21 protein-coding genes and 1 pseudogene are annotated in these 19,936 nt (G+C 69.6%); 7 read left to right on the top strand and 15 right to left on the bottom strand.

Annotation, left to right across the window (positions count from 1 at the left end; all coding sequences use genetic code 11):
- Positions 1–464 precede the first annotated feature (464 nt).
- Entirely contained in the window at positions 465–2,813 is a 2,349-nt protein-coding gene (locus R6U01_RS08310; RefSeq protein WP_410285994.1) for an amino acid permease, read from the top strand.
- 63 nt (positions 2,814–2,876) lie between these two features.
- On the opposite strand, the pseudogene R6U01_RS08305 reads toward R6U01_RS08310, so the two are convergent.
- The 5 genes and pseudogenes from R6U01_RS08305 to R6U01_RS08285 form a co-directional block, all read right to left on the bottom strand.
- Positions 2,877–3,123: pseudogene (locus R6U01_RS08305) on the bottom strand (IS200/IS605 family transposon protein TnpB); the annotation flags it as partial.
- Between the two features lie 161 nt (positions 3,124–3,284).
- Positions 3,285–3,587 (bottom strand): hypothetical protein, encoded by a 303-nt coding sequence (locus tag R6U01_RS08300; protein ID WP_410285993.1) that lies wholly within the window; start codon positions 3,585–3,587, stop codon positions 3,285–3,287.
- A 370-nt stretch (positions 3,588–3,957) separates the two neighbouring features.
- Positions 3,958–4,776, bottom strand: a complete 819-nt coding sequence (gene hisF / locus R6U01_RS08295; protein WP_410285992.1) for an imidazole glycerol phosphate synthase subunit HisF — start codon at positions 4,774–4,776, stop codon at positions 3,958–3,960.
- Between the two features lie 129 nt (positions 4,777–4,905).
- Positions 4,906–6,006, bottom strand: coding sequence for a glycosyltransferase (locus R6U01_RS08290; RefSeq protein ID WP_410285991.1), 1,101 nt, complete (start codon positions 6,004–6,006; stop codon positions 4,906–4,908).
- A gap of 74 nt (positions 6,007–6,080) precedes the next feature.
- Positions 6,081–6,353 carry a helix-turn-helix domain-containing protein gene (locus tag R6U01_RS08285; RefSeq protein WP_410285990.1) on the bottom strand — a complete coding sequence of 91 codons (273 nt, stop codon included), beginning with the start codon at positions 6,351–6,353 and terminating at the stop codon, positions 6,081–6,083.
- Positions 6,354–6,504: 151 nt separating this feature from the next.
- On the opposite strand from R6U01_RS08285, the gene R6U01_RS08280 reads away from it, so the two are divergent.
- Positions 6,505–6,897, top strand: a complete 393-nt coding sequence (locus R6U01_RS08280) for a PPOX class F420-dependent oxidoreductase (protein ID WP_410285989.1) — start codon at positions 6,505–6,507, stop codon at positions 6,895–6,897.
- 85 nt (positions 6,898–6,982) lie between these two features.
- Entirely contained in the window at positions 6,983–7,699 is a 717-nt protein-coding gene (locus R6U01_RS08275) for a class I SAM-dependent methyltransferase (RefSeq protein ID WP_410285988.1), read from the top strand.
- 105 nt (positions 7,700–7,804) lie between these two features.
- Here R6U01_RS08275 and R6U01_RS08270 read toward each other — a convergent pair whose 3' ends face one another.
- Entirely contained in the window at positions 7,805–8,182 is a 378-nt protein-coding gene (locus tag R6U01_RS08270; protein ID WP_410285987.1) for a hypothetical protein, read from the bottom strand.
- A gap of 250 nt (positions 8,183–8,432) precedes the next feature.
- Between R6U01_RS08270 and R6U01_RS08265 the strand changes: the two genes are divergently transcribed.
- Together R6U01_RS08265 and R6U01_RS08260 are read left to right on the top strand one after the other, a co-directional pair.
- Positions 8,433–9,209, top strand: coding sequence for a bacteriorhodopsin (locus tag R6U01_RS08265; protein WP_410285986.1), 777 nt, complete (start codon positions 8,433–8,435; stop codon positions 9,207–9,209).
- A 64-nt stretch (positions 9,210–9,273) separates the two neighbouring features.
- Positions 9,274–9,498 (top strand): hypothetical protein, encoded by a 225-nt coding sequence (locus tag R6U01_RS08260; RefSeq protein ID WP_410285985.1) that lies wholly within the window; start codon positions 9,274–9,276, stop codon positions 9,496–9,498.
- 112 nt (positions 9,499–9,610) lie between these two features.
- Here the strand turns inward: R6U01_RS08260 and R6U01_RS08255 are convergent, their stop codons facing one another.
- Together R6U01_RS08255 and R6U01_RS08250 are read right to left on the bottom strand one after the other, a co-directional pair.
- Positions 9,611–11,683, bottom strand: a complete 2,073-nt coding sequence (locus R6U01_RS08255; RefSeq protein WP_410285984.1) for an AAA family ATPase — start codon at positions 11,681–11,683, stop codon at positions 9,611–9,613.
- Positions 11,684–11,900: 217 nt separating this feature from the next.
- Positions 11,901–12,311 (bottom strand): TRAM domain-containing protein, encoded by a 411-nt coding sequence (locus tag R6U01_RS08250; protein ID WP_410285983.1) that lies wholly within the window; start codon positions 12,309–12,311, stop codon positions 11,901–11,903.
- Positions 12,312–12,401: 90 nt separating this feature from the next.
- Here R6U01_RS08250 and R6U01_RS08245 point away from each other — a divergent pair, with 90 nt between their 5' ends.
- The gene (locus R6U01_RS08245; RefSeq protein WP_410285982.1) at positions 12,402–13,307 is read left to right on the top strand and encodes a dihydrodipicolinate synthase family protein; all 906 of its coding nucleotides are present in this window, start codon (positions 12,402–12,404) and stop codon (positions 13,305–13,307) included.
- Between the two features lie 22 nt (positions 13,308–13,329).
- On the opposite strand, the gene R6U01_RS08240 is transcribed toward R6U01_RS08245, so the two are convergent.
- Positions 13,330–14,106 (bottom strand): YkgJ family cysteine cluster protein, encoded by a 777-nt coding sequence (locus R6U01_RS08240; RefSeq protein WP_410285981.1) that lies wholly within the window; start codon positions 14,104–14,106, stop codon positions 13,330–13,332.
- 107 nt (positions 14,107–14,213) lie between these two features.
- Here R6U01_RS08240 and R6U01_RS08235 point away from each other — a divergent pair, with 107 nt between their 5' ends.
- Positions 14,214–14,660, top strand: a complete 447-nt coding sequence (locus R6U01_RS08235; protein WP_410285980.1) for a DUF5788 family protein — start codon at positions 14,214–14,216, stop codon at positions 14,658–14,660.
- A gap of 26 nt (positions 14,661–14,686) precedes the next feature.
- Here R6U01_RS08235 and R6U01_RS08230 read toward each other — a convergent pair whose 3' ends face one another.
- The 6 genes from R6U01_RS08230 to R6U01_RS08205 all read right to left on the bottom strand — a co-directional run.
- Positions 14,687–15,157 (bottom strand): Rieske (2Fe-2S) protein, encoded by a 471-nt coding sequence (locus R6U01_RS08230; RefSeq protein ID WP_410285979.1) that lies wholly within the window; start codon positions 15,155–15,157, stop codon positions 14,687–14,689.
- Between the two features lie 77 nt (positions 15,158–15,234).
- Positions 15,235–15,834 (bottom strand): hypothetical protein, encoded by a 600-nt coding sequence (locus tag R6U01_RS08225; protein WP_410285978.1) that lies wholly within the window; start codon positions 15,832–15,834, stop codon positions 15,235–15,237.
- Positions 15,835–15,918: 84 nt separating this feature from the next.
- Positions 15,919–16,950 carry an aminotransferase class IV gene (locus R6U01_RS08220; RefSeq protein ID WP_410285977.1) on the bottom strand — a complete coding sequence of 344 codons (1,032 nt, stop codon included), beginning with the start codon at positions 16,948–16,950 and terminating at the stop codon, positions 15,919–15,921.
- On the bottom strand, positions 16,943–17,590 hold the full coding sequence (locus tag R6U01_RS08215) for an anthranilate synthase component II (RefSeq protein WP_410285976.1): 648 nt from the start codon (positions 17,588–17,590) through the stop codon (positions 16,943–16,945). Before R6U01_RS08215 ends, R6U01_RS08220 begins: the two co-directional genes overlap by 8 nt.
- Positions 17,587–19,350, bottom strand: coding sequence for an anthranilate synthase component I family protein (locus R6U01_RS08210; RefSeq protein ID WP_410285975.1), 1,764 nt, complete (start codon positions 19,348–19,350; stop codon positions 17,587–17,589). Before R6U01_RS08210 ends, R6U01_RS08215 begins: the two co-directional genes overlap by 4 nt.
- Positions 19,351–19,421: 71 nt before the next feature.
- Positions 19,422–19,936, bottom strand: a 515-nt coding sequence (locus R6U01_RS08205) for a helix-hairpin-helix domain-containing protein (RefSeq protein WP_410285974.1), incomplete at its 5' end; no start/stop codon positions are given.

Genomic DNA, 19,936 nt, shown 5'->3' with positions numbered 1-19,936 from the left:
ATTATTCCACCGTCGGACCGCTCGGTGAGAGCGTCGAGCGCCGGGTACGCGGAGAGCCTCTTTCGTCTCTCCACGTGAGACTCGGCCGCACGGGACAGGACGGCGAACACGCCCCCGAGTGTCGCCGTCGGGTCACGGTTTCGCGAGTTCCGATACGCCGCCGTGGACGACCGCTTAGCTGACCTGTGAGCGTGTCCTCCAACTAACGCAGCGCCCTGCGCACCTCTCCTCCCGACTTCACTCGGACGGTGGCCCGACGTCCGAACTCAGATACAGCTCCAATAACTGCTCGCAGCCCCGAAAGACGTAATCTCCGGCTTCCCATACGGTCCGATGTCGATGACGCGTTCTGGTAGTAATCAACCGGACGGAACTAATCGGTTCGCCGACATACGGTCTCAGACCCTCCGTGATAGGGTGAGTGTGCGTTGCGGTTCGACCGCAGCCAATACAGGGGAGGTCTCATGGCAGGCGGTTTAAAACGCGACCTCGGGCTGTTCTCCGTGATGGCCATCAGCATCGGGGCGATGGTCGGTTCGGGGATCTTCATTCTCCCGGCGCTCGCGTTCGAAATCGCGGGCTCGACGATGCTCCTCGCGTTCCTTCTGGCCGGGGTGCTGGTGTTACCCGCGGCCCTGAGCAAGATCGAAATGGCGACCGCGATGCCGCAGGACGGAGGGACGTACCTGTACATCGAGCGAGGAATGGGGCCGCTCTTTGGGACGATAGCGGGTGTCGGCACGTGGTTCTCACTGTCATTTAAAGGGGCCCTCGCGCTGGTGGGTGGCGTCCCGTATCTCATCTATATACTCGGTGGCGAGCTACCGGTATCCATCAGAGTCGTGGCGATTACGATCGCGATCGCCCTCATCGTCCTGAACCTCGTCGGGTCAGACGTGACTGGTCGGTTCCAGGTGGGAATAGTCGTCGTTATGCTCGCTGCCATGGTACTTTTTATCGTCGCCGGGTTCCCCGCGGTCGACAATTCGCGATTAACCGGGGCGTTTGACCCGCGGGCGTCGGGGACGCTCTCGCTTCTCGAGGCGACCGGCGCGGTATACGTCGCCTACGCAGGCGTGACGAAGATTGCGAGCGTCGCCGAGGAAATCGAGAATCCATCGAGGAACATCCCCATTGGGATGCTCGGCTCGCTGCTTTTCACAGGTGCGCTGTACGTTCTGACCGTGTACATCCTGCTTGGCGTCCTGCCAGTCGGCGCCGGCGGTGGACTCGGGACGATCACTACACCGGGCGCGGAAGACGCCGTCGTCGCGCAGGCCGGCGAGCTGCTGCTCGGAACGCCGGGCGTGGCGATTGTTACCGTCGCCGTCACGCTCGCACTCGTGAGCACCGCAAACGCGGGAATCCTCTCTGCCTCGCGGTATCCCTTCGCGATGGCGCGTGACAACCTCGCGCCGCCGTCGCTGACGACGATCAGCGAACGGTTCAACACCCCGAGTCGGGCCGTGATGCTGACGGGTGCGGTCATTCTGCTCATGATCGCTATCTTTCCCATTTTACAGATCGCAAAGCTTGCGAGCGCGTTCAAGATCCTCGTGTTCGTCTTGATAAACGTCGCGCTGATCGGCTTTCGCGAGGGGGCCGTTGACGAGTATAACCCGACGTGGATCGCGCCGCTGTACCCGTGGGTACAGCTGTTCGGTATCGTCGCGGGACTCCTACTGCTGAGCCAGATGGGAACGGTACCTATCGTCGGTGCCATTATCATCATCGCGGGTTCGCTCGTCTGGTACTACGCGTACGTTCGACCCCGGGCCACCCGCGAGGGCGCGGCGACGGACGCGGTTCGTCGGAACGTCGGCGACGACGCCGTGGCTCGCACCCGCGAGCTGTTCGACTCCGATGCCGAACTCGACGTGCTCGTCGCGCTAACAGAGCGAACGAGCGATCGCACGAAGCGGGGCATGCTCCGTATCGCGGCCGATCTCGGCCGGCTACGGACCACTACGGTCGCACTCGTTGAGTTTCTGAATATCCCTCACCGGGTGTTTGCCCAAGATCACGCTCGGGTACAGGTTCGAGATCAGCCCGATTGGATCCAAACGGGTGCGGACCGACCTGACTGGCTGCCCGACGTCGAGGTCGGCCAGCCAACGCGGACCTCTGGCGGAGTCAGCGTCGGCGAGTCGAGTGAGAACCCCCTGAGGGCGTATGGCACCCGCATCGAACACCGCGAAGTCGACAGCGAAGACCACAAGCGGGCGATCGTCGACGTCGCGACGTACGAAGGCTATGACCTCCTCGTGTTGGAACGCAACCGAGGCGACTTCCATCGCCGTCTACTCGGCGAGGAAACAGGCTGGATTCTAAAAAATGCGCCCTGTGACACCGTGTTAGTCGAAGATCGAGGATTCGACGGGGCCGACGAGATCGCGGTCGTTGCGAACCGCGGCGCGTACGATCCGCTGAAGCTGCTTATCGCCGATGCAGTCGCCGAAGAAACCGGCGCAGAGATCAACCTGATCCAGGTGATTCCAGAGGACCCACCGGAAACGCAGCGCCGAACCGTCGAGGAGTACCACACGGAGCTGATATCGATCACGACGGTGCCCACGCGATCGACGATCCTCGAAGCCGATGACGACGTGGCTGCGGCGGCTCGATTCGCACAGCCGGCCGATCTCGTGATCACCGGTACCGACGCTCCGGGACTCCTCGGTCGAATCCGCGGCAGACCCGGAAACAGGCTCGTCGAGTCCGTCGACTGTACCGCGCTTATGGTGCAGACTGCCGACCGCAGCGGCTCGCGAAATCCGATCAAACGGGTACTGATGGAACGGTTGTACTCGTGACCCCTCTCACGGTCGATATCCACCGCGCGCCAAAGCGCGAGGACTCCGCCGCTGAGGGTTCAACTACCGACCCACGAAGGCGACTCGCGGATTCGTGCGCACTTCTTTGGGACCGTCGTAAGGGTGTGGTTTCCCCGAGCAGTCGCGGTCGCCCCACACGAAACGCACGGGCCGTGCCATCGGCCTGAGTTCGCAATCGCTGTCTTTCCGAAGGAACGTCTTTGACGCCGTGCGGTCGGCGTACCCCCTCGAAACCGCACGGACACGCCAGCGTCTCCTCGTGGTCGCCACACTCGGGACGCGTCTGACTCGCTCACGCTTCCGACCCGACTTCGGGGTTGATCCTGTCCGCTCGGCGAGCGAGCGGAGTTCGACCCGTACCGTCGTGGTGTAGCAGTATCGCCCGGTCTGTGTCTCGATGTGCTCCTCGATTTTGCGTGGCCACGAGCGGGGCTGATCCCGCTGTCGTTTTCAGCGGACGTGTCTCGGATCGAGGTTCGGCCGTGCTCGATGGGCGATGACTCCGGCGAGAAACGCGACCGCGAGTCCGACTCCGAGTAACTCGAATCTGACCGTCGGCTCGATAAACGGCGGCACCGTGACCGAGACGAACACCGCTTCGAGGATGAACACACCGTCGGCTACCGGGAGCGCCTTCAACACCGCAACTGAAAGAAGCGAAACAGATAGGAAGGCCCACGCGACGTTTATCGGCGCGATTCCGCCGATATGGAATCCTTCGAGTACGCCCACGACTGTCGCTGTGACGATCAACAGCGTGAGCAGTTCCCGCCGGTAGCGACCGTCTCCCCACATCGGTCGAAGCGTACAATTCGAACTGACATATGCGTTTCTCCGTGGGTGCGCGTACCGAATGTGCGGGCGGAGCCGAGCGAGAATCTCGGAGCTTGACCTCTGGGGTGAAACCCGCAACGGGAGGACGCGACTCGCGTGATGCGACTCCAGTTCGCAGACCACTTGTAACCAGTAGGCTCGATGGAGCCGTCCAAGAGCCGTCCTCAACCGGCCTCCGTCTGTCGAGGGCACGACGCGGTCGACGAGAGCGACCGCACCGTCGGTCGCCCCGCTCACTTCCCAAATCGGATCGGATCGAAGGCCCCCGGTAAGGCGCCCGTCCGGTAGATCATAATCGAACGGGAACGCCGCGCTCGTCGAGGTACCGCTTCGTCTCCTCGATAGAGTAGTCGCCGAAGTGGAAGATGGAGGCGGCGAGCCCCGCGTCGGCGTTCGCCTCGGTGAACACCTCGTACATGTCCTCGGGGCCGCCGCAGCCGGAGGAGGCGATGACGGGCGTCGAGACGGCGTCGCACACCGCTTTCATCAGCGGGATGTCGTAGCCGTCCTTTGTCCCGTCCATGTCGATGGAGTTGACGAACAGCTCGCCGGCGCCGCGCTCCTCGGCCTCCTTCGCCCACGAGACGGCGTCGATGCCGGTGCCCTCGCGGCCGCCCTTCTTGGTGCACTCGAACCACACCGTCTCGCCGTCGTCGTCCTCGTAGAAGTGCTCGCCGGCGTCGTCGGACCGGCGGCGCGCGTCGACGGAGATGACGATACACTGGCTGCCGAACGCTGCGGCGCCCTCCTCGATGAGCTCGGGGCGTTCGAGCGCGCCGGTGGTGATGGACACCTTGTCCGCGCCGGCGCGCAGCGTCTCCTTGATGTCCGCCTTCGTGCGGATGCCGCCGCCGACCGTCAGCGGGATGAAACACTCGTCGGCGACCGCGTTCACCACGTCGAGCATCGTCTCGCGTCCCTCCGCGCTCGCGGTGATGTCGAGGAAGACGAACTCGTCTGCGCCCGCGGCGTTGTACTTCTTCGCCAGCTCCACCGGGTCGCCGGTGTACTCCAGGTTCTCGAAGTTGACGCCCGTGTACACCGCCGCGTCCCCGTCGTCGTCGAGGTCGACGTCGATACAGGGGATGATCCGCTTCGTGAGTCCCATTCGTTACCGGCCGTAGACGACGGCGGAGCTTAAAAGGCGCGGGGACGGGCGGGCGGCCCGCCCCGCCGGTCGGTCAGCGGTCGACCGATCGTCGCCGGACGGCCGGCCGTCGCCCCCGCCGCCGGGGCGTCACTCCTCCCGCTCCCGTCGGTCGTACTTCGCCACTGGACGATCGGCGCGCTCCGTGATCCCGTTTGGGTTCCGGGCCGGACTCCGGTCGCGGCCGCGGGCGACGAGCCCGTCCGAGGTCCCGCCGACGAGACCGACGAGCACGTCGCGGCCGGTCGCGGCCCACCGCGAGGGCGTCGAGTCGCCGCGGACCACGTCGACGGCCGCGCCGAACGCGTCCGTCGCGGCGTGCGAGCCGATCCGCGCCAGCACCGTCGGCCGGACGCCGTAGTTCTTCAGCAGCCGGTACGCGAGCGCCCGGTACTTCCAGCCCCAATCGCGGGCGCTGCGACCGCCGTCGACGGCGGTCGGGCTCGGCAGCTCCTTCGTCGCGGCGAGGCCGTCTCGCCACGCGATCCGGCGGTCCATCCCCGCGAGTCGGTGAGCGGCGTCTCGCGCTCCGCCGGTCCGGAGGTACTCGTCGAAGCCGTCGAGGTCCCGGAGCGTCTCCCGCCAGAAGGCGACGTTTCCCCCCGCGAAGTAGGTCACGTCGCGGCCCGCGATCGTCCGGCGCTCGGGAGCGGTGTCGTCATCGTCCGGCTCGTCGCCTGCGTCGTCATCGTCCGGCTCGTCGCCTGCGTCGTCATCATCCGCGTCATCGTCATCATCCGCGTCGCCATCCTCCGCGTCGTCGGTCCGGTCGGAAGAGGAGTCGTCCGCCGTCTCGTCCGGCTCGGACGCGTCCGCGGCGGCTTCGCTCGCGGTCTCGCCAGGGGGCTCGATCGGCGTCACCGGTCCCGTCACGGCGTCGGCGTCGGCCAGCCCGTCCCAGACGGCGTCGATCCACCCCTCGCCGATCCGGTTGTCGTAGTCGACCAGCGCGATCGCGTCGCCGGCCGCGACCTCGATGCCGGCGTTGCGAGCGACGTTGACCGTGCGGTCGGAGATCTCCACGAGCACGTCGACGTCGTCGCGGTCGCGTACCATCCCGGTCGTCCCGTCCGCGGAGGGGCCGTTGGCGACTATCACCTCCGCTTCGGGTGCGTGCGCCGCCAGCGCGTCGAGACAGGCGGCCAGCCGGTCTCGCCCGTTGAGGGTCGGTACGACGACCGAGAGTTCCATACACCCGGGTATCGAGACGAGGGACTAAAAAGGACTCCGTGCTGGGCAGCGAACGGTTCGATCGGTCGGCCGGCTCAGACGGTCAGGTAGTAGACCTGCTTGCGCGCGTCTTTGAAGCTGTAGCGAGAGTCGACGAGCCCCTCCTCCTCTAAGCGGTTGAGCGCGTAGCGGACGGTCCGGTCGGGCAGGAGCGACTCCTCGGCGAGCCCGCCTTGCGAGAGGGGGGAGTCGCTCTCCAGTACCTTCGCGACGAGCTTGGCGCTAGGGGGAAGTTCTCGTAAGCGGTCGCGGTACTCGCTCTCGGAAAGGCGGTCCTGGTCGGCGGTCTCGGCTGGACTGGTACTCATGACTCTTTGAAATTCTCGCCTATTGGTAAAGGTTAGCTACATATTGGGGAATCTGATTGGGATAATATAATGTGTTAATATCACGTCTCGGCGGTGCATACCACCCGATCGATCGGGTGGATTTTCTACCGACCGGACCGTATTCGTCCGCGTGATCCCGGAATCGCACGTCGACATCTTCGAGAGCGAATCGTACGCCCACCTCGCCACCGTGCTGCCCGACGGTACTCCCCACGTCACACCGGTGTGGGTCGACCACGAGGACCGCGAGTACGTCCTCGTGAACACCGTCCGCGGCCGACGGAAGGAGCGGAACATTCGACGGAACCCGAGGGTCGGCGTCAGCGTGCTCGACCCGGACGACCCCTACCGCTACGTCTCGGTCCGCGGCGAGGCGGAGCTGACCGAAGCGGGGGCGAAGGCGCACATCGACGAGCTCGCCCGGCGCTACTTCGGCGTCGAGGAGTACCCGCATCACGGCGAGGAGTCCGGTCCGCGCGTGATCGTCAAGATCCCCGCGGACACCGTCTCGACGAGCGGCTAGTGACCCCGTGACGCTCGGGGGCGGCGGCGCTGTCCCCGACTGCATCCAGTACGGTTTTGTCGGTCGGGTGTGCAGTACGGACAACGTGAAGGGACAGGACTGGTACCAGGCCGACGAGGTCGCGGAGGAGTACGAGGACGTCCGGTTCTCGGGCGGGGGAGAGCTCATCGACCGGCGCGAGAAGGAGGCGGTGCTCTCCGCGCTCGGGCCGATCGAGGAGGGCCACCGCGTGCTGGAGGTCGCCTGCGGCACCGGTCGGTTCACCACCATGCTCGCGGATCAGGGCGCGGACATCGTCGGTATCGACATCTCCCGGGAGATGCTCGAACAGGGACGCGAGAACGCGGCCGATGCGGGGCTGTCCGACACCGTGACGTTCGTTCGCGGCGACGCCTCCCGGCTCCCGTTTCCGGACGACCACTTCGACTCGGTGGTCGCGATGCGGTTCTTCCACCTGATGGACGACCCGGTGCCGTTCGCGCGCGAGCTCTGCCGGGTCAGCGCCGAACAGGTGTTCTTCGACACGTTCAACAGGCGCAGCCTCCGGACGCTGTACACCTGGCTGCTCCCGATGGGGTCACGGCTCTACTCGGAACGTCAGGTCGTCGACATGCTCCGAGTGGCCGACCTCACGCTCGCCGGCGAGGAACACGACTTCGTGCTCCCGTACGGCTTCTACCGCGAGCTCCCCGGCCCGATCGCGAGGCCCTTCCGCGCGCTCGACGAGCTCGTCGGCAACACGGTTCCGGGCGACTACGTGGCGTCCGTCTCCTACTGGGACGCCCGTGTCGCCGGCGACTGACGTTCTCTTCGCCGGCGACCGACGTTCTCCTCGCCGTCCGCACGTCTCGTCGCTAGCGACGCCGCTCGCCGATTTCGGTAATTCACGCGCGCACCGCGCGCAGGCTCAGTACGTGTAGATGACTTCGCCGCACCGGAGACACTCGATCGTGTCGCTCCGGAACAAGCGCTCCTTCTTCTCGGTCGGCCCGTTACACTCCGGACAGACGCCGAGGTTGCGCCCGTCGGCGACGCGCGCGGACAGGTCGAGGAACCGATCTTCCAGCGTCTCGATCTGCTCTGACTGGCTCTCGACGACGGACCGGAGCTCCGCTATCGTCTCTTCGCGCTCTGCGAGCGCCTCCGTGAGTTCCTCTACCGTCCCGTCGTACGTATCGACCGCCTCCATGTCGAGGGACGGCGCCTCCGTCTCCGTCTCGCCCCGGGTCACTTCTTCGGCCTCGGTCGTCGTCTGAGTCTCCGTCTCGGTCTCGTCGTTCGCCATAGTCGTACTACGGACGCCAACGTGCGTTACTTTCGGGTCACTAGTTAGGCAGTAACCACACCCTAACGAGCCATCGGCTGGAAAGGAGGGGGCCCTCTTGGCCGAACATACGGGTGCTCGACGGCTCGAATCGCGGCCGCGAACCCGACGCGGCGCACCGTTTTCGACGTTCGGTGGCCAGAGCGCGAAGTTGTACCTTACTATGCTGTGTCGAAGTTGAATATTCAACAACTGGTATATATCGGTGCGTATGGATCCGACAGTACTTCAGGCGGGGGCTGACCTCCTCGGAGACGGTCGGCCCGAAACGCTGTGGCTAGGCATCGGGACGCTATTCATGCTCATCGGGACCTTCTACTTCATCGCGAAGGGATGGGGAGTCACTGACAAGGAGGCCCGTGAGTACTACGCGATCACCATCCTCGTGCCGGGCATCGCGTCGGCCGCGTACCTGTCGATGTTCTTCGGCGTCGGGTTGACCGAGGTCGAAGTCGTCGGGCGCGGCACGCTCGACATCTACTACGCGCGGTACGCGGACTGGCTGTTCACCACGCCGCTGCTGCTGCTCGACCTCGCGTTGCTCGCGAAGGTCGACCGGGTCACCACCGGGACCCTCATCGGCGTCGACGCGCTGATGATCGTCACCGGCCTCATCGGTGCCTTGTCGGAGACGATGCTCGCCCGCTACACCTGGTGGCTGTTCAGCACGATCGCGTTCCTCTTCGTGCTGTACTACCTCCTGACGAGCCTCCGCAGCGCGGCGAAGCGGCGCTCGGAGGAGGTGCAGAGCACGTTCAACACGCTGACGGCGCTGGTCGCCGTGCTGTGGACGGCGTACCCCATCCTGTGGATCGTCGGCACCGAGGGCGCCGGCGTCGTCGGTCTCGGCGTCGAGACGCTCGCGTTCATGGTGCTCGACGTGACCGCGAAGGTCGGGTTCGGGTTCGTCCTGCTCCGCAGCCGCGCCATCCTCAGTGACACCGGCGCGCCCGAGCCGTCGGCCGGCGAGGCGTCGGCCGCCGACTGAGGGAAACGGCTTCCGTATCGACCGCAGAACCGAGGTCGTTCCTTTTCACACTCGTTCACACCCCATGACCGACGACTCTCACGACACAGTCGCCGTACTGAACACCACGTCGGTCGTCGGGATCGGCGTCTGCTTCGTCCTCGCGGCCGTCGCGCTGTTCGCGCTGCCGACGCTGCAGCGCTTGGGGCTCGGGTTCACCACCGCGTTCTGGCTCGTCTCGGCGGTGGAACTGGCCACCGCGCTCGGGATCATCTACTTCATCTTCAACCTCCACGAGGAGCCCGAATAGCGTCGATCCCGAGCCCCTCGCCCGGCCCCGAGGCGGCATCACGACAGTCCCGAAACGACTCCGACGGCGGGTCCCGACGCTCGACCGTCGCCGACGCGACCGGCCGCCGCCCTCACTCCCACGGCGGGACCGGGGAATCCTCGCGCTCGGTCACCGACGGCGCGGTCTCCGCGAGCGCGCGCTCGAAGTGTTCGACGGTGACCGCGATATCGTCGCTGGCCGCGGCGGCCCCGCTGTCGACGATCGTCTCCTCGATGGCGAGCATCGCGGCCTCGCGGACCAGCGCCGCGAGGTCGCCGCCGCTGTATCCCGCGGTCCGTTCGGACAGCGCACCGAGGTCGACTCCCGAATCGGTCGGCGTGTTTCGGGTGTGGATCGCGAGGATCTCCCGGCGCGCGGCCTCGTCGGGGAGGGGGGTCTCGACGGCCTTCTCGATCCGCCCCGGCCGCAACAGCGCCCTGTCGATCGAGCCGGGACGGTTGGTCGCCGCGACGACGACGACGTCGGTCAGTGGTTCGAGCCCGTCCAGCTCCGTCAGCAGCTGGGACACCACGCGCTCGCCCGCCCCGGTGTCGTCGCCGCGCCGCTTCGGGGAGACGGCGTCGACCTCGTCGAAGAAGACGACCGCCGGGGCGTTCTCCCGCGCCGTCGCGAACAGGTCCCGGACCGCCTGTTCGCTCGCCCCGACGTAGCGGTTCAACAGCTCCGGACCGTTCACGGAGATGAAGTTCGCGTCGCTGAGGGTGGCGGCTGCCCGCGCGAGCAGGGTCTTCCCGGTGCCGGGCGGGCCGTAGAGCAGCACGCCCGTGGGCGGCTCGATGCCGGCGCGCTCGAAGCGCTCGGCGTAATCGAGGGGCCAGTACACCGCGCGGACGATCTCGCGTTTGGCGGCCTCCAGCCCGCCGACCTCGTCCCACGAGACGGAGGGGAACTCGACGGCGACGTCCCGGAGCCCGCCCGGCTCGACGGACTCCATCGCCCGGTCGAGGTCGGCCTGCCGGACCGCGGTCCGGCCCTCGCGGCGCACCGCCCGCTCCAGCGCCGCGTCGACGAGCACCGCGAGGTCGGCGAGGACGAACCCGTTGGTCCGGGTCGCCGTCTCCGCGAGGTCGACGTCCGCCGCGAGCGGGACGTCCCGCGCGACGCTCTCGAGGGCCGCTCGCCGGTCCTCGACGCTCAGGGGCGCGAGCTCGACCTCGCGGTCGAACCGGCCGCCGCGCCGCAGCGCCGCCGGAACGCGCTCTTCGTCCGTGGTCACCCCGATCGCGACCGTTCCGTCCGCGTCCCGGAGCTCGTCGAGCGTCCCGCGGAGCCGGTCGCCGAGCGCGGCGGCGGCGCCGTCGTCGCCGAGGACGTCGAGGTCGTCGAGCAGGACCACCGCCCGCTCGGCGTCCCTCGCGGCCTCGACGACGCGGTCGAGCCGGCGCTCGCGGTCGCCCGCGCTCTCGCCGCGCAGCCGTGCGGCGGAGGCCCGTATCAGGGTCGCGTCGACGGCGGCCGCGACCGCCTCGACGAGCGTCGTCTTCCCGGCGCCCCGCGGCCCGTGGAGGAGGAGCCCGAGCGTCGTCGGGCGGCCGGCCGCCGCGAACGACTCCGCCCCGTCGAGGCGGGTCGCCGCCGCCTCCCGGAGCTCGCGGAACGTCGCCGACGGCACGATCCGATCCGCCTCGGGGACCTCGGGCTCGCTCACCACCGCCGCCGTCCCCCCGTCGGTCACCACGTCGATTTCGGTCTCCTCCCCGACGAGTCCCGGCGAGGAGGGGGAGACCTCCTCGACGACGAACGTGAGCGCCAGCGCGCCGCCGAGCAGGGTCGCCTCGACCTCGTCGCCGACGGAGACCGCCGTCCCGTCGAGGCGTCGCCGCAGAGCCGCCGCCGCGCGGGTGAGATCCATCGATTCGTTGAGGCGGAGCGTGACCGTCGACGCCGCGACGGCGTCGACCGGCTCGATCGCGACCGCGTCGCCGAGGTCGGCGCCGGCGTTCCGGCGGATCGATTCGGGGAGACGGGCCCCGCCGGGGTCGTCGTCCACGCGCGCCGCGACCGCGACGGTCGTCCGATCGCCGCGAACGCTCACGGCGTCGCCGGGCTCGATACCGAGGTCCGCGAACACCGACGCGGAAAGGCCGACGCGGCGGTCCCCGACCGACGCGGGGGCGTCCGCGACCGGCACTCGAACGCTCATGTGTGGCATGGTCGTCGAGGGTACCGTTCGACGGCGACACACATCGACTTCATGGAACGCGGTACGGACGGGTCGCACATAGAAGCCACGACGGCCTGCGATTCTCGACCGCTCCGCCCGGTCCGCCACGGTCGCCGGGTCCAGTCAGCCCGGCCGGGTCGCCGGCGAGTCGGGTCCGCTCGTCGCGATCCCTCTCCCGTCCCCGTCGGCGGGACGCCTACTCCTCGACGACCTCGCCGACGGCGAAGTTGGACTTGACCTCCGTGATCTCGATCTTCACGCGCTCGCCGACCTCCGTGTCGGGGACGATGATCACGTAGCCGCGCTCGACGCGGGCGATACCGTCGCCCTGCTTGCCGAGGTCCTCGATCTCGACGTAGCGCATCTCGCCCGGCTCGACCGGGGGCTGGGGGCCGTCGCCGGCGCGGGACGCCGAGACGTCGGTGCCGCTGTCGGTCTCCTCGCCCGCCTCGGTCTCCGAGCGCGAGATGAGCGCGACTCGATACGTCTCGCCCGGCTCGAGCGATCCGTTCTCGACCTCGCGACGCGGGACGTCGACCACGTACTCGCCGTTCTCCTCGCGAACGTCGGCGCTGAACAGACAGAGGAGCTTCTCTGAGATCTCCATAGTAGACTCCACCAGTACGTGGCGACGGACCAGTATAGTTGTACCGCCGCGTGGGCAACGCCTTTCTCGCGGCCCGCCGAACCCGGGACCATGCGTACCCCCGAGTTCCGGTACGGCGCCGTGTCGCCCCCGATCGTGACCCCGTTCGACGCCGACGGCGACGTCGACGCCGACGCGCTCGCGAACCACGTCTCGACCCTCGTCGACGCCGGCCTCGACGGGATGGTCCCCTGCGGGACCACGGGCGAGTTCGCCAGCCTCACCGACGCGGAACGCCGGACGGTCGTCGAGACGACCGTCGAGGCGGCAGACGGTCGGGTCCCCGTGATCGCGGGCGCCGCGGACACGACCGTCTCGGGCACCCTCGACCGGCTCCGGGCGGCCGACGCGGCCGGCGCGGACGCGGGGCTCGTCACGCTCCCGTACTACCACAACTCGACGGCGCCGGCGGGACAGCGGGCGTTCCTCGACGCGGTCGCCGACGACGCGCCCCTGCCGGTGTTCCTCTACGACATCCCGTCGACCGTGGGCGAGCCGATCGACCCCGACGTCCTCGCCGCCGTCGCCGAGCGCGAGGCGATCGTCGGACTGAAGGACACGAGCGGTGACGTCTCCGCGGTCGACGTCGCCGTCGACCGGACTCCCGACGAGTTCACCGTCTTCCAGGGCGTCGACGCCCTGCTGTACCCGAGCGCGTCGCTCGGCGTCGACGGCGGGATCCACGCGCTCTCGCAGGTCATCCCGGAGGCCTTCGTCGCCCTCGGCGAGGCGCTCCGCGCCGGCGAGGACGACCGCGCGCTGACGCTCCACCGCCGGGCGATCGCCCCGCTGTTCGCCCGGTGCGGGGACCACGGGTTCGCGCCCGCCACGAAGGTCGCGGCCGCCCACCGCGGGTTCGTCCCGGACCCCCGCGTCCGCCCGCCGCTCACGCTCCCGGACGGGGCCGCCAGCGAGGCGATCGCCGCCGACGTCGACGCGGCGCTCGACGTCGTTTAAAAACTCGAGGCGAGATTTTCGCTCAGTTCCCGTCGACCGGCGTCCCGTCGGCCTCCTTCGGCCCCTCGGAGTCGAAGACGACGACGTCGCCGTCGGCGCGTTCGGCGGCCGACGGGTCGTAGTTGTCCCGGACGCCGATCGCCTCCTCCAGCTCGCGGACCGCGCGCTCCTTGAGCGCCGCGGCCAGCGCCTCTGCGTCCTCCCGCGAGATGTCGCGGCCGAGCCCCTCGCACTCGTGGGCGCGGACGATCCCCTCGGCGTCGACCGCCTCGCCCATCGGCTGGCTCGTCCCGTCCAGCGCGACGCTGAACGGATAGGTCCGACAGATGAGGGGCCGCGAGTCGTGGACGGTACAGGCCCCCTGACCGTCCGCCTCCTCGTAGAAGGCGCAGTCGCCGCAGTCGTCGGTCGCGAGCGCCCACTCGAACGTCTCGCCGGTCGGCTCGCCCTCGTCGGTCTCGGAGAGGCCGAACGGCATCGGGCGGGCAACGTCGCGCCAGTCGTACGACTCGCCGGACCGCTCCTCGGCCGCGGCGGCGACCTCGCGGACCTCGTCCGGGAAGACGGTCGCCGTGTGGGGCTCGCGGGCTCCGGCGTCGTCGCCGTCGCCGCCGTGACAGTCGGTGTCGACGTCGTCCGCGCCCTCCCCCGCCGGCGCCCCGCCCGGCTCGTCGGGGGCGTAGCCCGTACAGCAGCCGCCACAGCGCGTGCACTCGAAGCCCATCGCCTCGATGGCGTCGGCCAGGTCGTCGACGGCGAGCTCGCGCGCCCGCGAGAGCTCGGCTTCGAGCGGTTCCATGGCAACCGCTTGCGGCGCGGGCGGGTTAACCTCGTCCCTTTTTACTGTCGCCACGCCACCGCTCCCCGCCGAAGGAGCGAAGTGCGACCGCCCCCTACCCAGCGGGCGTGAAGGAGTACGAGCGGAAGGGGCTCTTAGAGCGGGTGAACCGCGAGGCCGCGACGGTGGGCGCGGACATCCCCGAGGAGATCGAGGTCCAGGGGGAGGCGATCGACCTCCGGTCGTTCGTCTTCGAGATCAAGCGGCGCGACTCGATTCCGCCCGGCGAGCGCGACCGCGTCGAGCGGGCGAAGCGGAACCTGCGGCGGGAGCGGCTGGACCGACTGGCGCCCATCGAGGAGAACGAGGTGAGCTACGAGCGCGGCGAGGAACTCGCGGCGTCGATCATCGGCATCGACCGCGCGCTAGAGGCGCTGGAGGGGCTCGACGCCCCGGACCCGGAGACGGAGGAACAGCGCCAGAAGGCCGCCGACCGCAAGCGCTGGATGAGCTTCCTGAGGAAGGCGCTCGGGCGCGACGACGCCGGCGGGGCGAGCGGCCGCACGCGCTTTTAAAAACGAACGGGGGCTCGCCTCCCGCTTCAGTTCCCGGTGAAGTCGATCCGCGAGTCGCCGCCGTCCCCGTCGCGGTGCGAGTGACCGAGCCTGACGAACTCGTAGGCGTCGTCGGTGAGGTACACGTCGTCGCCGTTAACGGCCACGTCGACCGACTCCAAGACGGCGCCCTCGCAGGGGCCGAAGTTGCAGTAGCCGCCGTCGGCCTCGAACGTCGCGCCGTGCTTCTGACAGAACACCTCCCCGTTACGGACGAACGCTCCGTCGTCCTTGTCGAGGCGCACGTCGGTCCAGTGCTGACAGTAGTTGCGGAACGCGCGCACGTCGCCGGCCGCCCGCGTGAGCATCGCCTCCGCCTCGGGGGTGCCGTCCTCGGCCTCGCCCACGTCGCCCTCGCCCTCGTCGACGCTCTCGGGGTCGACGGGTCGCAGCGTCACGAGCAGCGTACTCTCTTCCGGCACCTCGTCGACGCCGGCGATCCGGCGGCTCTCGTCCATACCAGTCGGAGGCCCGCGGCGGGTTTGAACGTTGTGCGTCCGGGTCGGCCCCGCGGTGACCGTGGAGCCGCCCCCGCCTACACGCCGAGCCACTCGTCGTTCCGGATCTCGTACCCGTTCGACCGGCAGAACTCTGCCGCCCGTCGGCGCACGTCCCTCGATCCGGGGATCGCCTCCTTCTCGCGGATCCGCTCGACGATCCAGTCGGCGACGACCCTGATCCCCTCGTCCTCGTCGTCGGCGTCGATCGCTTTGAGCGCCTCGAACGTCCGCTCGTAGGCGTCCCGCTGTGACCTGCCCAACTCCTCGTTCGGGAGCGGATCGCTCGCCTCGACGATCCGCTTCATCGCCGCCGCGATCGTGGGGCGCTGTATCCTGACCCTGACCTCATCGGGGGAGTCGAACCGTTCCCAGTCGACGGCGGGAAGGAGGTCCGCGACCCTGTACGTGCCGACGGTCGACTCGATCTCGCGGTCGCCGACCGCCGCGACGATCTCCGCCGCGGTCGCCGGGAACGTCAGCGGTTCGAGCTCGGTCTCGAAGTAGGCGAGCTCCGAGGTGTCGACCTCCGGTTCGGGCTCGTCGCCGCGCTCTACCGCCGCGGCGATCTCGCGCTCGCGTTGCCGTCGGTCCTCGTCGCGGGCCTGTTTGTCGCGGCCGCTCTTGTCGTCTGCCATGTCGTCGGACTACGCGCTCCGGTCGGATAGGCCTGTGGTTGCGGACGACCTCGCCTCACGGCGGCTCGATCCGCGACTCGCTCCTCACAACCGCTCGCCGTCGTAGTACCGCTCCTCCACGCGCCGGTCGAACAGCCGCGAGAGCAGGGTGGTCAGGGGGCCCTCGACGCTGTCGCCGTCCCCGTCGACCGCGAGGCCGTCGACCGTCTCGACCGGTCGGATCTCCCACGTCGAGTTGGTGAGGAAGACCTCGTCGGCCCCGCGAACCGCGTCGGGGGGATACGTGCCCTCCTCCACCGGGATCCCCTCCGCCTCGGCGATCTCGATCACGGTCCGACGAGTGACGCCGGGCAGGATCGGGCCGTCGAGGGAGGGCGTCTTCAGGGACGTCCCGTCCGCGAAAAAGAGGTTCGCGGTCGCCCCCTCGGCGACGTTGCCGTCGGGATCGAGCATGAGCGCCTCGTCGGCGCCCGTGACTCGGAGCTCCAGCCGAGCGAGGATCCCGTTGAGGTAGTTGTGGGTCTTCGCGTCCGCGGGGAGCGCGCGTGACGACGGTTTCCGGGTCTTCGTCGTCTGGAGCGCGGCCGGGCCGTCGTGGACCGGCTCCGAGTCGACGCCGCCGCGAGGGAGCGGCTTCGCGATCACGACGACGGTCGGGTCCACCTCGGGGTCCGGGTCGAGCGTCCCCGGCTGGACCCCGCGCGTGACCGAGAGCTTCACGTAGGCGTCGGCGAGGTCGTTCGCGGCGAGGGTCTCGTCGATCCGCGCCTTCAGGTCCGACTCCGCGAGGCCGTGGTCGAGCCCGAGCGTCTCGCAGGTGCCGGCCAGCCGCGCCGCGTGGTCGCTCCACCGAAAGACGTCCCCCCCGTAGGCCCGCATCGTCTCGAAGGCGGCGTCGCCGTAGGCGAACCCGCGGTCCTCCACCGAGACGGTCGCCTCGCTCGCGGGCACCACCTCGCCGTCGACGTGGTACCGGAGCGCTTCGTCCGCGCCGTCCCGGGTCGGTTCTCCGCCCGCGCCGCCTCCGTCCGCGCCGCCTCCCTCCGCGCCGCCTCCGGTCGACTCTCCGTCCGCGCCGCCTCCCTCCGCGCCGCCTCCGGTCGGGTCCTCACTCATGACTCTCGCACGCCTCCACGAAGTTCGCGACCATCGCCTTCCCCCGCGGCGTGAGGATGCTCTCGGGGTGGAACTGCACGCCGACGTGGGGCTTCTCCCGGTGCCGAACGCCCATGACGACCTCCCGCTCGTCCTCGGTGCGGGCCGTCTCGACGAGGTCGTCCGGGAGGTCCGTGCGTTCGACGCACAGCGAGTGATACCGTCCGACTCTGAGGCGGTCGGGGAGGCCGGCGAACACGCCCGACCCGTCGTGGGTGATCGTCGAGGGCTTCCCGTGGACGACCTCCGGGGCGTGCCCCACTCGGCTCCCGCGGTTCGCGCACAGCGCTTGGTGCCCGAGACAGACGCCGAAGACCGGTCTGTCGAGGTCGAAGGCGGCCGTGGAGACGCCTGCCTCGGCCGGGGTACCCGGCCCCGGCGAGACGACGACGCCGTCGGGGTCGAGCGCGCGGATCCCGTCGAGGTCGATCGCGTCGTTCCGCCGGACCGTGACCGCCCCGGCGACCTCGCCCACGTACTGGACGAGGTTGTACGCGAACGAGTCGTAGTTGTCGACGACGAGCACTCTCGCGTCGGCGTCGCCGACGCCCGGTCGCCAGCCGGCCTCGGCGTCCGAGCCCGCGGCGGGCGCGTCGGTCATCGGTCGCCTCCGGCCTCGGCGGCCTCGTCCGGATCGCTCGCGTCGCCGGGTCCGTCCACCGCCATCCCGCCGGCCGCGAGCGCCTCGTCCGTCGCGGTCACCAGCGCGCGCGCCTTCGCGAGCGTCTCTTCGTACTCCGCGTCCGGCTCGGAGTCGTGGACGATCCCGGCCCCGACGCGCAGGTGGTACTCCGAGCCGTGTCTCACCAGCGTCCGGATGACGATGTTCAGGGTCGCTCGACCGTCGAAGCCGGCGACGAGCATCGAGCCCGTGTAGGGCCCCCGTCGCGTCTCCTCGAGCTCGTCGATGATCTCCATCGTCCGGGGCTTGGGCGCCCCCGTGATGGTCCCGCCGGGGAAACACGCCGCGATCGCGTCGGCGACGCCCACGTCCGGGCGCGCCTCGCCCTCGACGAGGCTCACGAGGTGCATCACCTCGCTGTACCGGTCGACGCGGCGGTACTCCGCGACGTCGACCGTGCCGAACCGGGAGACCTTCCCGAGGTCGTTGCGCTCCAGGTCGACGAGCATCGCGTGTTCCGCGCGCTCCTTCGCATCGGCGGTCAGCTCCGTCTCCAGTTCCTCGTCGGCCGCGGTCGTCTGCCCCCGCGGCCGCGTCCCGGCGATGGGTTCCGTCACGAGGCGGGCGCCGCGGTCGGGGTCGTCGGTCGGCACGCGCTCCAACAGGAGCTCCGGGCTCGCGCTCACGAGGTCGACGCCTGACCGGGGGCCTCCGGCGGCGTCCCGGCTCCCGTCGGCCTCGCTTCCGTCACCTCCGCCGTCGCCGCCCTCGCTCCTCGCTCTCCGCGAGAACTCGATCAGCCCGGAGTACGGCGCCGGGTTCACCGCCCGCAGGGCGTCGTACGCCGCGACCGGGTGGACCGCGGCCGGGGCCCGCAGGCGCTGCGAGACGTTCGCCTGGAACGTGTCGCCGTCGCGGACGGCCGCCTTCACCCGGCGAACTGCCTCGACGTACCCCTCGCGACCGACGTCGCTCTCGAAGGTCGCCGTCGACGCGTCGCGGACGGGCGCGGGGCCGACGCCCGGGTCGCCGGTCTCGATCCGATCGATCAGGTTACCGGCCCGCGCCGCCCCCTCGTCGAACAGCGCGTCGAGGGCGTCGCCGTCGGCGGTCGGGTCGTCGACCCCCGCGGGGACCCGGGGACAGGCGGTCACGCGGAGGGTGACGGACGGAGGCCCGTCGACCCCCTCGGAAGCCACCGGGCACTCCCACGCCGCGACCCGGTCGAAGACGCCGATCTGGAGGCGCGGGAGCCCGCGCTCGTCGACCGAGCCGGGACCGGCCGGCGCGGGCGCGGGGAACGACTCCAGCTCCCGGGCGACGTCGTAGGAGAGCCAGCCGAACGCGCCGCAGGGGTACGGTACCTCGCAGTCGACCCGAGCGAGGGTCTCCCCGTCGAGGAGCCCCTGGAGCGCCGCGAGCGTCGGGCTCGGGCGTCGGTAGTCGCCGGTCGGGCTCTCGCCGCCGGCGTTCGACAAGAGGCCCTCGGCTCCGCCCGCGACGACCGCCTCGTCCGAGACGGTCAGCCGCTCGACGGGGTCGACGCCGAAGTAGCCCCAGCCGGACTGCCCGCCGGTGGTCTCGTAGCAGAAGCCGCCGGGGCCGTCGCGGGCCCGGCGGTAGGCCGCGAAGGGGTCGTCGACGGCGACCCGGCGCTCGACCGGGACGCGGGCTCCCGCGGGCGCCGCGGCGGCGACCTCGCGGAACCGGTCCCGGTCGGTGTGTACCGATCGCTGCATGTCACTCGGTTCGGCGGGCGCGACGAAACAGTTGCGGTCGGCGGCCTCGGTACCGGTCGCGGTCGGCGGAGTCAGAACTCCTTGGCGCGGTCGATCCACGTCGCGGCCCGCTTCTCGCCGACGCTCGCGCCCTCGGCGACCGCCTCGGCGTCGGCGGCGGCGAGGTCCCCGACGGTCTCGATCCCGATCTCGGCGAGCCGCTCCGCGTAGGCCGGTCCGATGCCCTTCAGCTCGTCGACATCGACGCCCGCTTCGTCGTCGACCGTGTCTGTCTCGTCGCCGACCGTGCCCGCCTCGTCGTCGACATCGATCTCCTCGTCGGCGACCCCCGCGGCCTCCGCCGGCTCGGCGGCCTCGGCCGGGTCCTCGCTGGCGCCCTCCTCGTCGACCATCGACTCGGTCGAGGCGGCCGCCTCCGTCTCGGTAGCGACGGCTTCCTCGTCTGCGACGGCTTCCTCGTCTGCGACGGCTTCCTCGTCTGCGACGGCTTCCTCGTCTGCGACGGCTTCCTCGTCTGCGACGGCTTCCTCGTCTGCGACGGCTTCCTCGTCTGCGACGGCTTCCTCGTCTGCGACGGCTTCCTCGT

The sequence above is a fragment of the Halorubrum sp. genome (assembly GCF_046498025.1).
Classification (GTDB): domain Archaea; phylum Halobacteriota; class Halobacteria; order Halobacteriales; family Haloferacaceae; genus Halorubrum.
The sequence above is the reverse complement of the archived record's forward strand: the minus strand, read 5'-3'. Positions and strand labels throughout refer to the sequence as shown.